Origin of the sequence: Enterococcus sp. AZ063, from assembly GCF_051715045.1 — a bacterium.
GTDB lineage: Bacteria > Bacillota > Bacilli > Lactobacillales > Enterococcaceae > Enterococcus_D > Enterococcus_D casseliflavus.
Window position 1 is genome coordinate 1,132,828 of sequence record NZ_JBIOTA010000001.1, and the last position, 21,137, is coordinate 1,153,964.

Below are 21,137 nucleotides of genomic sequence, written 5' to 3' on the forward strand. Positions count from 1 at the left end.
CAAAAAGAATGTTTTCAAAAAATTTTCAAATTGATGTTTTATAGTTGCCAAGCACAAAAGTTTCCGTTATGATAATGATACATTCTTATTATTATTCCTTAGGGGAGTAACCGGTGGCGCAAGCTGCGATAATATCAACAGTAAGTAAGCTGGCGACAGCTTTCTGGTATTATTTGAAATGGTGAGACCTAAGACAAGCGTATACTTGTCTTAGGTCTCTTTTTTTCTAGCAGAGTGCCTAAGGAAAATAAAATTAAAAGGGGCAAAAAAATTGGCGAAAGAAATGTATCAAAAAGAAATCTCGGAAATTATGGCAGAGGTCCAGAGCAGTCCAGAGGGGTTGACGCAGCAAGAGGCAGCCAAGCGGTTAGAAAATGGCTTGAACCAGCTGAAGGAAGCACCTAAGAAATCTAGCTTTGCCTTATTCTTAGATACCTTCAAAGATGCGATGGTGATCGTCTTGCTGATCGTGGCAATCATCCAAATGGTTATGGGTGCCCACGTTGAGTCGATCGTTATCTTCGCAGTACTCTTGTTGAATTCCGTCGTCAGTGTGATTCAAACGAAAAAAGCCGAAGGGTCGTTAGACGCTTTGAAAAGCCTGTCGGCTCCAGATGCTAACGTCATTCGGGATGGCAAAGAACAAAGTGTGCTGGCGAAAGAATTGGTTGTCGGCGATATCGTTATTTTAGAAGCTGGGGATTATGTACCAGCAGATGGTCGATTGATCGAAGAGGGTTCTTTGAAGGTCGATGAAGGAATGCTGACTGGGGAATCAACGCCAGCGGAAAAAGAATTAGGTGTGATCGATCGTACCGCACCGATCGGCGACCGTGACAACATGGTCTTCAGTGGAACGATCGTCACTTATGGGCGTGGTCGGTTTATCGTAACTGCGACTGGTAATGTGACGGAAATCGGTCAAGTGGCTGGCTTATTGGAAAGTACAGTTGAACACAAAACACCATTGCAAAGAGGATTAGACAGCTTCAGTAAAAAACTGAGCTTGGCGATCTTAGTCCTTTCATTGATTATTTTAGGGGTTCAAGTCGCACGGTTGTTCTTAGGTGACGGAACAGGTGATATGACTGAAGACTTAGTCAACGCCTTTATGTTTGCGGTAGCCGTAGCCGTTGCAGCGATTCCAGAAGCCTTGCAATCGATCGTGACGATCGTTCTTTCGATCGGAACAAAACAAATGGCGAAGCGTCATGCCATCATTCGAAAACTACCAGCGGTTGAAACATTGGGTTCAACGAGTATCGTTTGTACCGATAAGACCGGGACTTTGACTCAAAACAAAATGACCGTTGTTGACTACTATTTACCAAATGGGCAAACGGGCACGTTCTCCGATGAACCAACTACCTGGACATTGCCTGAAAAACGCTTAGTAGAGATCAGTGTCTTGGCCAATGATGCTGCCATCAGTGAAGATGGGGCGAAGCTAGGAGACCCTACTGAAATTGCTTTTCTGGATTACAGTGAGAAACTAAATCAGCCTTATCGGGCAATTCGTCAACAGTTTCCTCGTTTGCAAGAATTGCCTTTCGATTCTGATCGTAAATTGATGTCTACCTTACATGAGATCGATGGCGAACATTTATTGTTGACCAAAGGTGGGCCAGACATCGTCTTTGGCCGCAGTACCAAAGTCTTGATCGATGATCAAGTCGTGCCTTTAACAGATGAAATCAGAAATAAATTGCAGCATCAAAACGAAGAATTCTCAAAACGGGCATTACGGGTCTTGGCGTTTGCTTACCGTCCATTGACCGATGCCCAATCACGAGAATTGACACTTGAAGATGAAAACGAGCTGATTTTGGTTGGTTTGATGGCAATGATCGATCCTCCTCGTAAAGAAGTCAAACAAGCCGTAGCAGATGCCAAATCTGCCGGTATCAAAACAGTGATGATCACAGGGGACCACAAAACGACAGCCGTGGCGATCGCACAAGAGATCGGTATTTCAGCTGAGGGCGACTTAGCCTTGACTGGTACGGAATTGGATGCTCTTTCTGAAACCGAACTAGCGGATCAATTAGACAAAATCACGGTTTATGCTCGTGTTTCGCCGGAAAACAAAATCCGTATCGTGCGGGCTTGGCAAGACAAAGGCAAGATCTCTGCCATGACCGGAGATGGGGTCAATGATGCACCCGCCTTGAAACAAGCGGATATCGGGATCGCAATGGGAACCGGAACGGACGTTGCCAAAGATGCAGCGGCGATGGTCTTGACGGATGATAACTTTGCCTCGATCATTCGTGCCGTAGAAGTTGGCCGAAACGTCTTTGACAACATCAAAAAAGCCATTTCGTATTTGTTTGCTGGAAACTTAGGTGCGATCATTGCGATCGTCTTTGCCTTAGTGATGGGTTGGGACAATCCATTTACTGCCTTGCAGCTACTCTTTATCAACCTAGTCAACGACTCATTACCAGCAATTGCTCTGGGAATGGAAAAAGCCGAACCAACCATCATGCAACGTCAGCCTAGAGATCCAAATGCAGGTATCTTCACTGGAAAAACTTTGATCTCAGTAACGTATCGCGGTATTTTGATTGCCGCTGTCGTGATTTTGGCACAATGGTTAGGGATGAGCCAATCACCTGAGTTAGGTGTAGCGATGGCCTTCTCAACACTTATCTGGAGCCGGACATTGCAAACATTGCCAGCACGCTCAAATACCGAGACTGCTTGGCAAGCTGGCCTTTTTGCCAATAAAATGGTGTGGTTGGCGATCGTCGTTTGTGGTGGACTATACAGCATTACCTTGATTCCTGGCATCCGTGAAGTCTTTGCGATTCCAGCAACCTTCACTTTAGGACATGTCGGTCTATGTATCGCAATGGCTGCTGTGGCAGTTGTTTTGATGGAAATCACAAAACTGATTATTATTGCCGTTCAAAAACGTCAAGGAAACGCCTAAAGCAAAAAACGTATCGATCCTTTGATCGATACGTTTTTTTGTCGTTTCTCCTCACTGCTTAGTTGATTTTTTTCAGCTGACTGATTTGGGCAGCGACTTGCTTCAAAAAGGCTTCTTGACCAGCCGGCTGTTCTTGGCTGTAAAGGTAGGCTTCGTATTGCTGCGTCAAGCGGATAAAATCACCATGAAACAGTGGATAGAATGCTTCGAGTCGTTGGGCATAATCAATCAACGGCTCCGCCTCGTTACGGTACAAAACTTTCGTCGTTTGCCTTAAAAACAAAGGATAGGCAGCAACTAGCGGCTGTTTGTTAAAGCGGCAGATCAACCATAAATGAATACGGAAAAACGAATGGCGGAAATAGAAAAGCAGGCCAAGTCCTAGGAGAGCTAAGCCTCCAAAGAAGCCATTACGCAGCGTTTGTTTCAGCTCCTCAGTCAACCAAACATCATCGGTAACCGCGGCTGTTGCAGAACTGCTGGTCGTGGTTTCACTACTTTCTGTTTCCCTGCTGCTCGTTGGTGTTGTCTCGCTGCTAGCGGTCGGTGTTTCTTCGGAGCTAGTAGATTCTTGAGTCAACACGGGACGATCAGGATTTTGGAAACTAGGTGTCGGTTCAAAAGGCACCCAACCGTATCCGTCAAAGTAGACTTCCACCCACGAGTGGGCATTCAAGTTGCGAACGGTATAGGTAGTGATTCCGTTTTCTGTCACGGGGGATCCAGGAGAAAAGCCTTTTGCCCAGCGAGCAGGGATCTCTAAACTCCGTAGTAGAACGACCATTGCCGTGGAAAAATTGTCGCAGTAGCCGACTTGTGATTCAAATAAAAATTGATCAACGTAATCTTGCTCTTCTGCAGGCACGACGGCATCGGTTTTGGAATAGCGGAATACGAGCGGATCTTTCAAATAGCTTTCAATTGCGGTGACTCGGTCAAACAGACTGTTGCTGTCAGTGGTGATCTCAGCGGCGAGATCTCGTACCCGCTGCGGCAAAGAATCGGGTAATTGGATATAATCGATCGGAGAATCCGGATAGATCAAAGGCAGATTTTGAAGATTTTCTGCGGAAAAATCTGGATGGTCCCAATCGAGGGTCAAGGCCGTGTCTGGTAGCGAATCAATCAAATCGACCCGTTGAATAGCGTCGCTGATTTGAAAGCCACGCGCGCCGCTTTCAAGGGATAACCTACTGCGGCCATAGGGCAATGGCACATAGTCTCCATGGTTTTGGAATTGGATCCGCACTTGTTCATTCTCAGGATAGGTTTGTTGATAGCTCTGGTCAGCGATGGTGACATCGTCTGCTTCCAAGCGAACGTCTTCGCGGCTCGTACTGATCCAGCCTTTACCAGAATAAAAGTCTTTGCTTTCCACCCGCCAGTAATGCGGGGTTTCTTGTTGCGCTTCAAATAAAATCGTCGCATCATCAAGTAGTGGTCCGCCTAATTGACGATCATTTTCACTGAAACCCGTGCGAGAACCAGTGGGGGTGCCATGTTCTTCAATAAATTGATAAAAACCCAGCTGATTCAGATTTGTCCGTATAGGCGTGGAACGGGCTGCCAACTGATCCCGCACGCTCGTCTGCGGCAAGTAGACAGCAGTGACGGCTAAGCCACCAATCAATAGCATCACGCCAAACCAAGGGGCGATCGTTTGACTGGATTGAAAGGCGCTGCGCTGGATCATGGAAGAAGCCAGCGCGCAAAGAAAAATACCGATCAAATGCCACGTCAAATCAAATTGATTAAAAATCACGACTGTCAGCAAGTAGCCGATCATGGTACCGTAAATCAAGAAAAAGCGTTGATAAGCAATCGGTAAGATCGCTAAAAACAAGACCCAACTAACGATCAATGTCACCGCCGCCAGTTCGGTGATATAGCCGACCTCACCACTGAGGATCTCTTGAAAGGCACGGTGCAGGTCTAGCCAAAAACGCAGTAGCCAATCAAAAGAAAAGGCAGTCCCATAAGGAAAGATCCGATACAAGACGATCAGCCAAGCGGCTGCCAGCAAAGGCAAACTGTAACGGACTTTCGGCACGATGGTCAAAATCAAACAGACACTAAAGGCATAAGTTAAAAGGGTGAACTGATTGCCAAGGTCATAAACTGCGATAAACGGCAAGATCACCAGTGATAGACTGAGAAAGGTCAAAAGACCAATCAGTGTTTTCTTAATAAATCTCATCCTACCACCTCCTCAAGTTCATTCAACTGCCTCATTAAATCAGCGTAGGTAAACACTTGGCAGCTGTTTTTTGCTTCCAACTGACTGAGGTAGTTTTCCAGTTGTGGGGTGAAAACCGGGGTAATGAAGATAAGATGGCTGCCAGTCAAGAGCGGTACCCCTTCAGGAACTTTCTCGAAGGGAAGGATCTGGGCATAGGCAGCGGCATCCGTTTGGTAAGGAGAAGTCAATCCGTCACCAATCAAGAGCGGCTGAAAAAGTCGTTGATTTTGTGAGAAATGGTGGATCGAATAAAACAGTGTCAAGGTCTCTTCAAAAGCAGGATGATCTTCTCCCCAAAAGAGCAGAAAGATGTCTTGTTCTTCTTCGTATTCTCGTTCGCGATAGATCAATTCCTGTTGTTTGCTGGATAATTTCCAATCGATATTTTTTAATGAATCCCCTAACTGGTATTGACGGAACTGTCGAATAGAAAAATTGGGTTCCCCATGGGTTTGGCTGCGGACTTGCTGTTTAAAAAATGGCAATAGGGCAACGGCTTCTAGCTTCAATTTCGGCAGGATCAAAATCGATTGTTTCGCAACTGCAGCGTAGCTTTTTTCAAAAAAGCCAAAGAGATCATGGCTGTACAATTGAACGGGCAATTCTTCATAGATGCCTCGCTCCTTTGGGGTCCAAGGCAGCTGCAGCCGAATCAGATTGCCTCGATAAAAGGCGCTGTGATGACTTTCCTTGAAACGATCGTCAAACTGTAAGGTGAAATCGACCAGCGGCAGCAGCGTCGGGCGATACTTGAAGACTTGCAGCGGTAAGGTGATCGCTGTGTGTGTTTCAGCTTGGATCGATTCTTCTAAAATGATTTGAACCTTCTTGAGGGAGGGGAGCAAGAATACTGCATCAAGCAACAATAACAAAGTCAGTAAAAACCAAAGGCTCCAGCCAGCATTATTATTGAAGATCACACAGTAAGCCAGCAGCAGAAAATAGGCAGCGCTAAACAACAGGAGGCGCAGCAGGCGTTCAAGCTTCTTTTTCTTCATCGCTATCTCCTCGTTGGGACAGGCACTCGTTGGATCATCTGTTTCATCAAGTCTGAAAGGGTCTCCGTGCTGGCATGAACGCCACCTTTCAGTAATAAACGATGACCGAAGACTGCTGGTAAAATTCGCTGCAAGTCTTGCGGCGTGACAAAGGTCCGACCTTCCGTCAACGCTAACGCTTTTGCCCCTTTTAAGAAGGCGATCCCACCACGAGGACTGATACCAAGGTCAATGGCATTATGCTGACGGCTCGCTTGAACCAGCTGCAATGCGTAACGGGCGACCCGCTCATCGACATACACGTCATCGACCATCGCTTTTAAAGCGGTCACTTCATCAGCATGTAAAATGGTTTGGATCTGATCCAAGCTTTGCTGTCGTTTTCCAGTCAAGAGGGCGAGCTCATCTTGAAAATCTGGGTAACCGATATGCAGGCGGAACAAAAAACGATCCAATTGGGCTTCAGGCAAAGGATACGTTCCTTCATACTCGATTGGATTTTGCGTGGCTAAAACAAAAAAGTGGGGACTCAATGGGTACGTTTGATTGTCGATGGTGACATGATTTTCTGACATGGCTTCTAAGAGTGAGGCTTGCGTCCTTGGTGTGGTTCGGTTGATCTCATCTGCCAAGAGGACGGAGGTGAAGATCGGGCCAGGACGAAACTCGAACTGGTGGCTTTGGGAATTAAAAATCGACACACCTAACACATCGTTAGGTAAAAGGTCTGGGGTAAACTGTACCCGTTTGTAGTCACTTTGAATGGCTTTGGCTAACGATTTGACCAACATCGTTTTCCCAACACCAGGGATATCTTCGAATAAAACGTGTCCGCCAGCAAGCAGCGCAGCCACGGTAAATTGGATCACATCTCGTTTGCCTAAAATCACTTTTTCCACTTCTGCGATCAAGGCATCTATTTTTTGTAATTCAGCGGTCATCTGATAACCTCCCTACGTTCGTTTCTTCCATTGTAACGGTTTTCTAGGACAGTCGCAATTTTCGTGTAACAATTAAAGAAAATTTCAAGAATATTCAAAAAAGAGAAATCCTTTCTGCGGATTTGCGAAAGAAAAACAAAAAACTTCCGAAGCGTTTCCTCGGAAGTTTGCGTTTGATAGAACAGAAGCGACTAGAAGGTGTGGTGCAAGAGGTCAGCGGCGATCTGGTCTGCCTGCCGTAAATTCCAAGCATCGGTTCCTGGCTGAGCAGTGGCAGCCGTCAGCCAGTGGATGCCTTCTGTGGGAATCCCAAAACAATAGAGGGTAGGGTAAGGGCGGTCATCTGGCCCAAGGATCTGATTGGTCTCAGGATCGATGGCGATCGCACCCGTCTCAAAAGGCACCTCATTGGGGATCGCCAACTGGTGCGGGTGAATAATCCGATCGTTTAGCAGTTGCCGCAACAAGGAATTGTTGGTTCGACGAATCGCTGTCGATGGAATGCGAGCCTCAATTAGTTGCGTCGCGTGATAGCGTGTGTCGTCAAATCGCTTTGAATACGTACAGTAAGCCTCCTCGATCTCAACAGTCATGTCAGGACCTAGTAAGGTCACCACTCCCGCTTCCATCAATGCCACCAGTTCCTGCAGTCGCTGAACCGGCGGACCGATCGATAAAAAGCTGTTCAAGGGAACGAAAGACTGCCAAAAGAGTGTTTTCAAGTCTTGTACTGGCATTAGCTGATGATCGAGAACAAACCGAATCGGGTCCCGCAGGTCTTTGAAGACTTCCAAGGCACTGCTGATAGGTCCTGTTAGATTGCCTTTTTCGGCATCTTGGATTTGGGTACGTAATAGTGCAATGAAAAAGTCTTGCAACGACTGTTGCTTTTTCTGAGCAAAGGGGTCGGCTAGTTGTTGCCATGACCACCACTCCGTCGTAGGAAGCTGCCATTTTTTCAGCAAGTCTTCAGATCCTTCAGAGGCAACAAAGGCGGCGGTAAAAGCGGCAAGCTGATCTTTGTCCAGCAGCTGTGTTTCTAAAAGCAGCGTCTGATAATAGACGAGTTCTGCCTCTTTTTTTAAATAGAAGAGCAGGGTCTTGCCAGCAACCGTTTTGGCTGCTTGCCAAGCAGCGAGGCGTTCAGGGGTCAAAAAAACGGGCTTTCGCTGCTGCGTCGGTGTTTTTTGATTGCGGCCACGAGGATGATACGGGACACCCCGACGAGAACCTGCGATGATTTGTGGTTCTTCACCAGAAGGTTGATAGACGAGGGATCCATTGACTTTGACGAAGGTGCCGCCCCGACCGCTGGTCAAGCGGGTGACGTAATCGTAAAGGGCAAGTCCTAGTCCCCGTAAAATCACAGGTTCGCCAGCTTTCACCGCCGTTAGATCCGTATCTGCCGCATTGGCTGGCGGTGCATAAAACCAGCCATTATTTTCTGCGGCAGCCGCCAATCGTTGTTCTGCTGCTGACAGTTGGGCTTGTGAATGGCCTGTAGCTAAGACGACGGCATCAACAAGAAATGTTTGGTGAGCCGTCGTCAACTGGTAGCGATTTTTGGAAAGAGGGGTCAAGGAGCTGACACTGTCTGACAGATGGTTGACGGTAATGGATTCAGGCAGCTCTTTTAATAGCTGCTGATAAAACCACTGCTGATAGAGGCCATATAACGCCCGCGAGCAATGCCCGTTAGGATCAAGTGAATCAAGTGCTGTGCATTCCGCAACGAGCTCAGGAGCATGCGTGGCTGCGAAATGTTTCCCTTCTGTCACTGCCCATTCGTATAAGGTAGGTCCTTTGACCACGGGACCGCCGGTGCTTAATGTGTCATCCGTGAAAAGGGTGACTTGACTGGTTACAGAATTCAATAGCAGATCCGCCGATTGGTCCGTGCGCCAAACTGCCCCAGGAAGAAAGGGATCAAACAGCAGCAAGTCGATGGCTTGTTTGTTTTGTTTGCTATGAGCGATCAGTCGTTCTGAAAGTGAAAGTCCACGAGGACCAGCACCAATGATAGCTATTTTCATATCACACCGCCTCAATTATTCTATGGTCTTTGTGTCATCAACGGGCTAAGTCAAAAGGTGTCTTGCGGAAAATCAGCCAGTGCATGCCTAGCACCATGGCTTCCTCGATAGCATCGATATAATGGAAAGCAGGCTGATTGGGTTGTTGCTGCAGCAATGGATTTTTTTGGATCGCGTCTAAGAGATCGGTTTTTACTGCATCACTGCTGGCTAAAATAATACAGTGGGGGGCAAAAGCTGCATTGTAAAATGGCAGTAAGCTTGTCAGACGCTGAACCAAAGCCGTGCGGTCTTGCGGTGCCCCTTGATCCAAGTAGCCGGGCAAAAATTTTGCTTCTCCTGCTAGGGCATCTTTTCCTTCTAAAAGTGCACCATTGACCAGGAGCGTGATACCAGGCATGCTTTTTTCGGGATTGTACATGCCGACGATGGTTTGCTGCAAAGAGATCTGTTGGGCGATGCAATAGCCGATCGTTAAAATATGGGCATCGTTTTGACAGTAGAAGGGCAGTGCAGTGACCTCTGCCACGAGAGCTGCCAGCTGCCAGCCATTGAATTTTTCATACCAGCTGGAAGTCACGGTTCCTCCACTGATTTTTCCTGGTAAAAAGAGGGCGATCTGTTCCACAGAGGGAAATAATGCTAGCTCGTTCGTTACACATTCTTGAAAGCGATGAGGGGCAACATCAGGAAACGGCTGGTCGTGTTTTGCCAAAACCTTCCCCTTGCGGTCGATCAGCATGGACCAAAGAGCCAAGGAACCATCGTGATCAATAAAGCTAAGCAAAAGAGAATGGCCTCGGTCTTGGTTGAGCTGATAGGTCACAGCAGGCCGCCCTAGCTCTTTTTGCTCCAGCGGACCTTTAGTGATTTCTTCCTCTGCCAACAATTCTTTTAATAATGAGTTAGTGGTGACCATGCTGATGCCGGTTTTCTTTACTAAATCGGAGGCGAATAATGCCCCGTTTTGAAATAAGGTTTTTAAAACCAGCTGTTTGTTTTGCTGGCGAATGGAATGGGTGGTAGAAGCCATAGGTGTTCTCCTTAATGAAGTGATTTAATTAAGTATACCGACGGGATGAAACGATGTAAAGTTTTTAAAAGACTGACTTGACGGAAAACTTGAAAATAAGTATACTTAATTAACAATGTTAATTAAGTGATTCGCCATAAAGAGGACACGAGGTAGAGGGGAAGAGAAACGTATGATCAAATTAGTCATCACAGATTTAGACGGCACATTTTTGAACAGCCAAGGCAGTTTTGATCGGCCTTATTATGAACAAGTCAGCCAACAAATGAAAGAAGCGGGTGTTGCTTTTGCTGCGTGTACCGGCAAACAGTGTGAACGAGTGGAAGAACTGTTTGGTGAAGCAGCAGCGGATGTTTGGATTCTTGGGGATAGCGCGACCCGCATCAAACATCAAGGCGAATACATCTTTGAATCACTGCTGCCAAACGAATTAGGGCGGCGGATCATTGCGAGGCTCGCTGCGATTGCGCAAGATCATGTGATCATCGCCTGTACACCGACTGCGGCGTACATTGCGGAAACGACCAATGAAGCAGATGCCCAGAAAGTTCGGGGCTCTTATCGGGTGGTCAAAACGGTGGCGGATTATCAAACCATCACAGAAGATTTTGTGAAGCTCACTATTTTTGATCCCAAACTACGTTGCTTTGAGCATGTCCAACAGTTAGGCGAGTTTACAAACGACGCCTACATCGTGGCTTCGGAAGCCGCTTGGATCGATATCACCAATCAAGGCGTCCACAAAGGAACGACTGTGGCACACTTGCAAGAATTGCTGCACGTCACACCAGAAGAGACTATGGTCTTCGGCGATGGCTTGAACGATTTGGAGTTGATGGCAGCTGGCACGTTTAGTTTCGCCATGAGCAATGCCTTTGAGGAAGTCAAGGCAGCGGCAGCGTTTGTGACCAAGTCAAACGATGAAAATGGCGTGCTGAAAACCATCGAACGTCTGTTACCGCTACAAATGAACCAATAAAAAAACCGCTCCCTAGCAGGGATAGCACGTACTTTCATTTGACTGAAAGTAGAGTGCTGCCTGTTGCTAAGGAGCGGTTTTTTCGTTATGCATGTGGTTGACTGACGCTATAAGGATAGGCATCGGCTGACCACTCTTTGCTGCGAGGGACGATACCTAGCTGGAAGTTCAATGTACCACCGGCAGTCAATTCTTGGTGGGTGAAAAACAATCGCTCGAAGGGGTCTTCGTTCAATGTGATTTTATCCACGAAGAGCTGTTGCGGCGCATTGGGCGTGCTCTTGATCACTAAGTCTTTGCCTGAAGCAAGATGTAGTGTTGCTTGATCAAATAATGGCATGCCGATGACATATTCCCCCGTCCCTGGTGTGACTGGATAAAAGCCCAAGGAGTTGAAGATGTACCAACCAGCCATGCTACCGTTGTCTTCATCGCCAGGAAAGCCTTTGGGCGAGTCATTGAAGCATTGTGTCAATAGCTGCTTAATCAAGGGCTGTGCCATTTCTGGTTTGCCCAAATAGCTGAATAGATACGGATAGTGGAAGCTTGGTTGATTGGAGATCGCCAGCTGACCAAAATCGAGTGCGGCCATCTCGCTCATTTCATGGATCTCAAAGCCGTAGCCTTCTGTTGTATAGCGAGGTTCTTGATTGCACAAGTCGATCAGTTTTGCTTCAAAAGCCGCTTTGCCGCCGTGTTCGGCGATCAAACCAGCGAAATCATGGTAAACAGCAAAACTGCTTTGCCACGCACTGCCTTCTGCATAATCCAAGCCCCAGCGTGTGTCACTGAATTCTGGACGAAAGGCACCATCGGGATCTTTTGCCCGCATAAAGCCAGTTTCCTGATCGAAAATGTTGCGGTAGTTTTGCGATTGCTGCTGATAATAGTCTGCTTGCTCGTCACCCAGCTGTTGCGCGACTTGTGAAATACAAAAATCACTGTAACAATAATCAAGGGTGTGATTGACCGATTCATGATGCGTCAATGGCACATACCCGTAAGTCAAATAGTCCGTCGTGCCGCGCCGACCATAATTGGGATTTTCACTTTGGACGGTGGCGCCTTTTTTCATCGCTGCTAAAAATTCGGGCATCAAATCGGGACGAATGCCTTTTACTGCGGCATCAGCGATCACGGCATCGATCAGCGTCCCTGGCATCAATCCACGCTCATCTGGCGATAGCCATTTTGGTAAAAAGCCGCTTTCACGATAACTGTTCAAAAAGCCTTCCAGCATGTCTTCCAATTGTTCGACAGCCAAGAGTGAAAAGAGCGGGTAGACAGTTTTATACGTATCCCAAAAGCCGTTGTTTGTATACAGTGGTCCTGGTTTGATCGCTTTTGCCAAGGTATCCCAATGCATTTTGCGGCCCTCTTGATCGATTTCGAAGAAGGTTTGAGGAAACAAGAATAAGCGATAAAAATTATGATAAAAAGTAGAAACTTGTGTTTGATCGTGATGCTCAATCTCGATTTTTTGCAAAAAATGATTCCATTGCTGTTGGACAGAAGCCAGATAATCGGCAGGAGCCCATTGCTGTTCCCGTTGCAAGTTCAAACAAGCTTGTTCGCGGCTGAGAAACGAGGTCGCAAAACGGATCGTCTGTGTTTGGCAATCATCAAAGCGGAGAACGACGAAGGCTTCTTTGCCTGTCAAGGCACCTTCGATCGCCATGATGGGTGTTTCAAAACGATAGACGAAATGGAAGGTGAAGCGTTCATCTTCGCACCCTGAAAATACGATCAGTTGACCAGCCACTGTCTGTTCATCCAACTGCTCTAAGACATAGTCACCCGGCAGTGACAAGCCAAGACCCGGCTGATCCCCGCAGTTTTCAATAGTCAGCACACCGCCATACATGCTGGGGATCAAAGTCGTTGTTGTTAAATACCGCTGCGTCTTGATTTTAAGAAAGGCTGGATTAAAGGTGCTTTCTTCGGGACGATACGAGCTTTGCGCATGGAAAAGGGTATTTTCAGAAAGCGTGCCGTTTATCGGCAGCATCGTCAGATGGCTGAAATCTCCCATCCATGGGCTAGGCTGATGGGTGATGCGAAAGCCCTGAAAGGTTCGATCTTCTGGATGAAACCACCAACTGCCGCGTTGATCGCTGGTTTGCGGGGCAAAGTAGTTCATGCCAAAAGGAACCCCTGTATAAGGCAGGCAGTTGCCGTGGGAAAAACTATATTGGTTGTCTGTTCCGTGTCGTGTGTCGATCATTGATACGTTCACTTGGTTCACTCCTTTAATTGGGTTGATTCTCTTTTGATCAAAGAAACCGCCACTAGATGGGTGGTCGTCTCCGTTGGTACTGGGGTTGCTGCCTTCGCAGCGTTGATTTTCTCAATCACTTGGTTTCCTGCCAAGCGCCCCATCTCGGCAAAATTCTGCCCGATAGTCGTTAGTGCTGGATCAACGAGGCCAGCGGCTTGGATATTATCGAAACCAACCAGGGAAATGTTGGCAGGGACGTGCAAATCTGCTTGGCGCAAAGCACGCATCAATTCGATGGCGATCAAGTCATTTTCACAGACGGCTGCCGTGACCTGATGTTCTTCCAAGTAGGCAAGCGCATTTGCGATGCTGGCAGCCGTGTCGTCGAGCTTGGTGCGAAAGGTTCTTTGGGCTTTTTTCAGCGCATCGATGTAACCTAGATAACGCTGACGGACGGATTGCGGATGATGGGTATCACCAAAAATATAAGCGATCCGTTGATGCCCCAACGCAAGTAAATGCTCCGTGGCTAGCTGTCCACCTTGAAAGTTATCTGGCATCACCGCTGGAAAATCAAACTCATGCAGCTTTTTATCTAAGGTCACGATAGGAAAGTGCTTTTCAGCACATTCGAACAGCAAGTCATAGTAAGAAAACGTATTGCTGGCGTAATAGATCAGGCCGTCGAATTCTTGCATCAGCTCAGCTGCCGTCGTTTTTTCCAAATAATCCACTGGTGTCATCAAAAGTTCAAAGCCGTGTTCTTGCATCACGGGGTAAATGCCTTCGGTAAAGTTTCCTAAAGAGAGATCATTGGCAAAGGGCAAGACAAACAAAATTCGTCCAGTCGCTTTTTTTTCCTTCAATTCTCGGACAAAGCTACCGCTGCCTTGCACGCGATAGATCAGCTGATTTTGTTCCAGTTCCGTCAAGGCTCTTTTAGAGGTGATCCGACTGACTTGGTATTGTTCAGATAGTTCTTTTTCAGTAGGGACACGACTGCCCGGCGCTAATCGCCCTTCAACGATGGCTTCGTGAAGCTCCGCGTAAATTTTTTTATATAATGGTTGTTTCATAAGAAAACCCCTTTTGATATATCATATTTGTTAGCATACCATAAACCAATAAAAATGAAAACCCTTTAATTATTTTGAAAAAGCTCTAGACATTCAATTAATTCATGATATACTAGGTTCGTAAATTGATATATCAAATCAGGGAAGGTGATGGAATGGTTTATAAAGAAATACCAACTTCAGTAGCAACATTTATGGAAACGATTACGGATCTATGCGGAGAAACGCATGCCGATTGGGCGAAAAATTTTAACGCAGCTTTCGCCAATACACTATTAACGACGGTCAAGCGTCATGAGGATGGCACGACCTTTTTACTGACGGGGGATATTCCAGCGATGTGGCTGCGAGATTCCACTGCACAAGTTCGTCCGTATTTGGTGATCGCCAAAGAAGATGAAGACTTAGCAAGCATGATCAGCGGGTTAGTCAAGAAGCAATTCTACTATATTACGATCGATCCTTACGCAAATGCCTTTAACGAATCAGCCAATGGCGCTGGCCACCAAACAGACGATACAGAAATGAACGATTGGATCTGGGAACGCAAATATGAGATCGACTCTTTGTGTTATCCGATCCAACTGGCCTATCTGCTATATAAAAACACAGGCAGAACCGATCAGTTCAATGATGATTTTGTAACAGGCATCAAAAAAGCCTTAGAGGTGTTTGTGACAGAACAAAACCATGAGGAATCTCCATATCGCTTTGAACGGGATACCTGGCGAAAAGAAGATACCTTGACTCATGACGGCAAAGGCGCACCAGTGAAACCCGTCGGCTTGACTTGGTCAGGCTTTCGACCAAGTGATGATGCCTGCAAATACGGCTATTTGATTCCCTCCAATATGTTTGCGGTGGTGGTCTTAGGCTATATCCAAGAAATCTTTACGACAGTTTTAGAAGACACAGCGGTCGTGGCACAAGCGAAAAAACTACAAGCAGACATCGAAGCAGGGATTAAAGCATATGGGTTGACCACGAACCAAGCTGGCGAAGAAGTCTACGCCTATGAAGTGGATGGATTCGGCAATGGCACCCTGATGGATGACAGCAATGTGCCGAATTTGATCGCCGCCCCTTACTTGGGGTATGGCAGCATGGAAGATCCCCTTTATCTTCAAACCCGTAAAACGTTGTTGAGCAGTGAAAATCCGTATTTCTATGAAGGCAAATACGCCAAAGGCATTGGTAGCTCTCATACGCCAGAAAATTATGTGTGGCCGATCGCCATGGCAATGGAAGGCATGACCACCACTGACAAAGAAGAAAAGAAACGAATTTTGGATCAGTTAGTGGCGACAGATGCGGGTACAAATTTGATGCATGAAGGGTTCGATGTCGATGATCCTTCGCAATACACGAGAGAATGGTTCTCGTGGGCGAATATGATGTTTTGTGAATTGGTCATGGATTATTTCGATATCCGAGTGGAAAAATAAGCAGCACGACCCACCACCATTCGAGTGACACAAAAAGCAGTCCAACGACGCAAACAGCGAGGAGTAAAAATCAATGAAGAAACAAGTTTATATCATCTCACACAGCCACTGGGATCGGGAATGGTACATGCCTTACGAACAGCATCACATGCGGCTAGTTGAATTGATGGATGATCTTTTAGAGTTAATTGAAAATGACCCTGAGTTCCACAGCTTCCATCTAGATGGGCAGACGATCATCTTGGATGACTATTTAGAAGTGCGACCTGAAAAACGCGAAGCGGTCAAAGCGGCCATCAAACAAGGAAAATTACAGATCGGTCCGTTTTATATTTTGCAAGATGACTTTTTGATCAGTGCTGAATCAAACACCCGTAATATGCTGATTGGAATGGCAGAAAGCAAAAAGTGGGGCACCCCTGTTATGTTGGGGTATTTCCCAGATACTTTCGGCAATATGGGGCAAACCCCGCAAATGATGCTGCAAGCCAATCTTGAAAGTGCTGCATTTGGACGTGGCGTCAAACCGATCGGCTTTGACAACGAAGTTTTACCCGATGATCAATTTACTTCCCAATATTCTGAAATGCATTGGGAAGGTCCAGATGGCAGTCAAATCTTTGGTCTACTCTTTGCCAACTGGTACTCCAATGGCAATGAGATTCCAGTGGATAAAGCAGAAGCCAAAGCTTTTTGGACACAAAAACTGCAAGATGTAGAAAAATTTGGTGCCACCAATCATTACTTAATGATGAATGGGGTCGATCATCAACCTGTCCAAAAAGACATTTCGGCAGCGATTCGTACAGCCAACGAGCTTTTCCCAGAGTATGAATTCAAACACGCCAGCTTTACCGAATACCTTGAAGCGGTGCAAGCAGATCTGCCAGATGACCTAGGAACTGTCACAGGTGAATTGACCAGTCAAGAAACCGATGGTTGGTATACTCTAGCCAATACCGCCTCTTCCCGAGTCTATCTGAAACAATGGAATACAAAGGTTTCCCGCCAATTAGAAAATGTCGCTGAACCATTAGCAACTATGGCTTATGAAGCAAGCGGCAGCTATCCTCACGATATGTTGGATCATGCGTGGAAAACCCTGATGCAAAATCATCCTCACGACAGTATCTGCGGCTGTTCAGTGGACGAGGTACACCGAGAAATGATGCCGCGGTTTGAAAAAGCCAATGAAATTGGTAAGTTCGTGGCAGATGAAGCGTTACGCAATTTAGTAGCCGCCATCGACACGAGCCAGTTTCCTGAGGAGAGTCGTCCCTTTGTGGTCTTCAACACCACTGGCAGCACCCGTTCTGGTTTAGTGGAAGTCGTGATCGAACTTGAGCGTAAAACATTCCGTGAAGGATTGCCAAGCAAGCTTTACCACGAATTATTGGCGAAGCCAAAAGGTTCTTATTCGGTGATCAATGAACAGGGGAACCCTGTTGCTGCGATCATCAGTGAAGAAGAGGTCCTTTTTGACTATGAATTGCCTAAAGATGCCTTTCGGATTCCTTTCATGAAACGCTTTGTCACGGTTCAAGTAGAAGCAAACCAGTTGCCAGAATTTTCATGGCAGACCTTTGCCCTAGTGGAAAAAGCCGCTACGCCAGTAGAGAGCGCACCGATCGTTTCAGAAGGAGGGCGTAAACTTGCCAACGCACATTTGGAAGCCGTCATTACTGAAAACGGCAGCTTGGCGATTACAGACAAAGCAACCCAAAAAACGTATCGCAATTTACTGGTTTTCGAGGATGTGGGGGATATCGCCAATGAGTACATCTTCAAACAACCAGAAGGGGATCAAGCAATCTTATCGACGCAATTTCCGCATCACGTGACGATCGAACAAAACGATCCATTGGTTGGAATCGTGCGACTGACGCAAGAATTGCAGATTCCCGTTTCAGCAGACGACCGTTTGTTAGAAGAACAAAAAGCTGTTGTCGATTTCCGTTTCCGTAAGGCACAGCGGAGTCAAGAATTGGTTGCTTTCAAGATCGAGACGGAGATTCGCTTAGAACGAACCAGCAACCACCTGGCATTTAAAACCACCGTCAACAACCAAAGCAAAGATCACCGACTGCGGGTGTTATTCCCAACAGGGATCATCACGGATTTCCATGAAGCGGACAGCATTTATGAAGTCGTAAAACGGCCGAATCAGGTTTCCAGTCATTGGGAAAACCCAACAAATCCGCAGCATCAGCACGCCTTTGTCAACTTGCATGATGAAACTAGCGGCATGACGGTTTCTAATTTTGGTTTGAACGAATATGAAATCGTGAAGGATCAGATCTGCTTGACCTTGTTGCGCTGTACGGGAGAGCTAGGCGATTGGGGCTACTTCCCAACACCAGAAGCGCAATGCTTAGGCAGCCACACCTTTGAATACGGCGTAGCCTGTCATGGGGCTCCTGAAGAACGTTATGAAACGTATCGCCAAGCACAAGCTGCCCAAGTTCCTTGGACGGCAAGTCAGACCGACAAGCATCAAGGCAAGCTAGCTAGCAGCAACCAATACATGGAAGCTCATGGATCGACGGTAGCTATCACCGCCTTAAAACGCAATCGCCAAGACCAGCAGATCGTTTTGCGGGGCTATAATTTGGCGAATCAAGCCACTGCCTTTCACGTGCAAAAAGAGCAGGCGACGCTCTGTCTGTTGAACCTTTTAGAGGAAGAACAAGCATCGACCGTCAATGAGCAATTACACCCATATGAAATTCGTACCATTGGAGTAAAGGAGTGAGTAATGATGGTTTATGGAGGAATTGAAGCCGGCGGCACCAAAATGATTTGTGCCGTTGCCGATGACCAGTTGACGATTATCGCCCAAGAGTCGATCCCAACGACAACACCAGAGGAAACGTTAGCGGCGATCTTTGCCTTTTTCGATCCCTACGATCTCGTGTCATTAGGGGTCGGTTCCTTTGGTCCGATCGGGATCGATCCAACCCAAGCGACCTATGGCCACATATTAGCGACGCCGAAACAGGGCTGGCAGCAGTTCGATTTTCTCGGTGCATTGAAGAAGCGCTACCCAGAGACAGCATTTGCTTGGACAACAGATGTCAATGCTGCCGCTTATGGGGAATTACGCCAAGGAGCGGCGCAAGGCAAAGACAGCTGTGTCTATTTGACAGTAGGAACCGGCATTGGCGCAGGAGTCGTTCGTGAAGGAAAGATTTTCGAGGGGATCGGTCATCCAGAAATCGGTCATACCTATGTCAAACGCCACAGTGAAGATACGTATGCTGGCACCTGCCCGTATCACGGCGACTGTCTGGAAGGATTAGCCGCAGGGCCTTCTTTAGAAGGACGTACGGGGATCAAAGGACAAGACTTGCCGCAAGCGCACGAGATTTGGGGGTTGCAGGCCTTTTATCTAGGGCAAGCGCTGGTCAATATCACGTTGACCTTAGCACCTGAGAAAATCATTTTAGGCGGCGGGGTCATGAATCAGCCGCATCTACTCGCTCAAATCCAACAAGCCTTCCAAAAACAAATGGCAGGCTATATGGAGACACCACCAGTGGAAGACTACATCGTCACTTGGGGCTTGCCGAACAAAAGCGGGATTATCGGCTGTCTCTTGTTAGGCAAAGAGCAGGTGACTGCCCATGACTAACTTGCATTTTCCTAAAGATTTTTGGTGGGGAGCCGCCGCCAGCGGTCCGCAAACTGAAGGACGAACGGCCGATGATGGCAAAGGCGATTCGATTTGGGACTATTGGTACGCAACGGAGCCAGAACGTTTTTATCAAAAACGGGGACCAAAAGATACCGTCCAGCTGCTGCAGCGTTACCCAGAAGATGTGGCGTTGATGAAAGAGATCGGCTTTAATTCTTTTCGAACCTCGATCCAGTGGAGTCGCTTGCTGCCAGAAGGAAGAGGGGCGGTCAATCAACAAGCGGTGACGTTTTATCGCGAGTACTTCGCCACTTTGATCGATCATGGCATCGAGCCCTTCATCAATTTGTATCATTTTGATATGCCGATGGCACTGCAAAAAGAAGGCGGCTGGCTCAATCGCGAGACAGTCACAGCATTTGCAGATTATGCCGCTTTGTGTTTTGAATTGTTCGGTGATCAAGTCCGTCATTGGTTCACGCAAAATGAACCGATCGTGCCAGTGGAGATGGGGTATTTGTATCAACAGCATTACCCAGCAGAAATCAACATGGCACATGCGGTGCAAGTCGGCTACCATGAAGCACTCGCCAGCGCCTTAGCGATCCAACGCTTCCGTCAATCTCAGCAATCAGGCGAAATCGGCATCATCTTGAATTTGACACCGACTTATCCGAAAGATCCGAACGATGAAAAAGATGTCCAAGCGGCGCAACTGGCAGATGCCTTTTTTAACCGATCCTTCTTAGATCCAGCGGTCAAAGGCACCTTTCCTGTAGAATTGATCGCTGTCTTAAACGAGTTGGCGATCATGCCAGAAACCAGGGCAGAAGATTTGCAGATCATTAAAGAAAACACGGTCGATCTCTTGGGGGTCAACTATTATCAGCCACGGCGGGTGCAGCAAAAGCGTTCTGCCAAAACAGCGGACACACCAATGCCAGAAGATTACTTCGATGTGTATGATTGGCCAGAAAAGAAAATCAATCCCCATCGAGGCTGGGAGATCTATGAACGAGGCATCTATGATACCTTGATCAACCTACGAGACAACTACGGCAATATCCCCTGTTATATTTCAGAAAACGGCATGGGGGTCGAAGATGAAACACGCTTTATCGATGCCAGCGGTCAGATCCAAGATGAGTACCGCATCACCTTTATCAAAGATCATTTGCGGTATGTTCACCAAGCGATCCAAGAAGGCAGCCAGTGCCGCGGGTATCACATGTGGACCTGCATGGACAATTGGTCTTGGCTGAATGAATTCAAAAATCGTTACGGGTTTATTGCTGTCGATTTGGCTACCCAAAAACGGACCATCAAAAAGTCTGGTGAGTGGTTCCACGAAGTGATTCAGCAAAACGGCTTTGTCGACTGATCATTCATAAAAAACAAATCAATGAAGCGTCCTATCTTGCAAAAGGTAGGACGTTTTTCAGGTTTTTAGAGAATAAAAACAAAATATAAACAAAGACCTTTAATTTGTTTCATTTTATCTTTAGTTTGTTCCTTATTTTTTAGGGATGAAAGCGTTATTCTAGTAGCATGAAGGAGATGATGAGATGTGAAGAAAAAGGGGTTTTGGAGGAATGTCTGGCAATAC

Annotated in this window: 13 protein-coding genes; 6 read left to right on the forward strand and 7 right to left on the reverse strand. The window is 46.9% G+C overall.

The genetic code is table 11. From position 1 onward, the window contains the following. Positions 1–283 precede the first annotated feature (283 nt). Entirely contained in the window at positions 284–2,935 is a 2,652-nt protein-coding gene (locus tag IGK61_RS05265; protein ID WP_074535117.1) for a cation-translocating P-type ATPase, read from the forward strand. Positions 2,936–2,993: 58 nt separating this feature from the next. On the opposite strand, the gene IGK61_RS05270 is transcribed toward IGK61_RS05265, so the two are convergent. From IGK61_RS05270 to IGK61_RS05290, 5 genes are all read right to left on the reverse strand, one after another. Next, a complete protein-coding gene (locus tag IGK61_RS05270; protein ID WP_074535006.1) occupies positions 2,994–5,132 on the reverse strand; it encodes a transglutaminase-like domain-containing protein in 2,139 nt (712 codons plus the stop codon). Further along, the gene (locus IGK61_RS05275) at positions 5,129–6,172 is read right to left on the reverse strand and encodes a DUF58 domain-containing protein (RefSeq protein ID WP_074535007.1); all 1,044 of its coding nucleotides are present in this window, start codon (positions 6,170–6,172) and stop codon (positions 5,129–5,131) included. The genes IGK61_RS05270 and IGK61_RS05275 overlap by 4 nt, the downstream gene beginning before the upstream one ends. A gap of 2 nt (positions 6,173–6,174) precedes the next feature. Further along, a complete protein-coding gene (locus IGK61_RS05280) occupies positions 6,175–7,113 on the reverse strand; it encodes an AAA family ATPase (RefSeq protein WP_005225502.1) in 939 nt (312 codons plus the stop codon). 191 nt (positions 7,114–7,304) lie between these two features. Next, positions 7,305–9,146, reverse strand: coding sequence for an FAD/NAD(P)-binding protein (locus IGK61_RS05285; protein WP_074535008.1), 1,842 nt, complete (start codon positions 9,144–9,146; stop codon positions 7,305–7,307). 37 nt (positions 9,147–9,183) lie between these two features. Beyond that, on the reverse strand, positions 9,184–10,179 hold the full coding sequence (locus IGK61_RS05290; protein ID WP_005225505.1) for an ROK family protein: 996 nt from the start codon (positions 10,177–10,179) through the stop codon (positions 9,184–9,186). A gap of 172 nt (positions 10,180–10,351) precedes the next feature. Here IGK61_RS05290 and IGK61_RS05295 point away from each other — a divergent pair, with 172 nt between their 5' ends. Then, complete coding sequence (locus IGK61_RS05295; protein ID WP_074535009.1) at positions 10,352–11,158, forward strand: Cof-type HAD-IIB family hydrolase; 807 nt, start codon at positions 10,352–10,354, stop codon at positions 11,156–11,158. An 85-nt stretch (positions 11,159–11,243) separates the two neighbouring features. On the opposite strand, the gene IGK61_RS05300 is transcribed toward IGK61_RS05295, so the two are convergent. Together IGK61_RS05300 and IGK61_RS05305 are read right to left on the reverse strand one after the other, a co-directional pair. Next, positions 11,244–13,394 (reverse strand): GH92 family glycosyl hydrolase, encoded by a 2,151-nt coding sequence (locus IGK61_RS05300; protein WP_074535010.1) that lies wholly within the window; start codon positions 13,392–13,394, stop codon positions 11,244–11,246. Between the two features lie 5 nt (positions 13,395–13,399). Then, complete coding sequence (locus IGK61_RS05305) at positions 13,400–14,452, reverse strand: GntR family transcriptional regulator (RefSeq protein WP_074535011.1); 1,053 nt, start codon at positions 14,450–14,452, stop codon at positions 13,400–13,402. A 155-nt stretch (positions 14,453–14,607) separates the two neighbouring features. On the opposite strand from IGK61_RS05305, the gene IGK61_RS05310 reads away from it, so the two are divergent. From IGK61_RS05310 to IGK61_RS05325, 4 genes are all read left to right on the forward strand, one after another. Next, positions 14,608–15,897 carry a glycoside hydrolase family 125 protein gene (locus tag IGK61_RS05310; protein ID WP_074535012.1) on the forward strand — a complete coding sequence of 430 codons (1,290 nt, stop codon included), beginning with the start codon at positions 14,608–14,610 and terminating at the stop codon, positions 15,895–15,897. Positions 15,898–15,970: 73 nt separating this feature from the next. Next, the gene (locus tag IGK61_RS05315) at positions 15,971–18,649 is read left to right on the forward strand and encodes an alpha-mannosidase (protein ID WP_438844758.1); all 2,679 of its coding nucleotides are present in this window, start codon (positions 15,971–15,973) and stop codon (positions 18,647–18,649) included. Positions 18,650–18,652: 3 nt separating this feature from the next. Beyond that, on the forward strand, positions 18,653–19,528 hold the full coding sequence (locus IGK61_RS05320) for an ROK family protein (protein WP_081091708.1): 876 nt from the start codon (positions 18,653–18,655) through the stop codon (positions 19,526–19,528). Continuing rightward, on the forward strand, positions 19,521–20,912 hold the full coding sequence (locus IGK61_RS05325; RefSeq protein WP_074535015.1) for a glycoside hydrolase family 1 protein: 1,392 nt from the start codon (positions 19,521–19,523) through the stop codon (positions 20,910–20,912). Before IGK61_RS05320 ends, IGK61_RS05325 begins: the two co-directional genes overlap by 8 nt. The last annotated feature ends 225 nt before the right edge of the window (positions 20,913–21,137 follow it).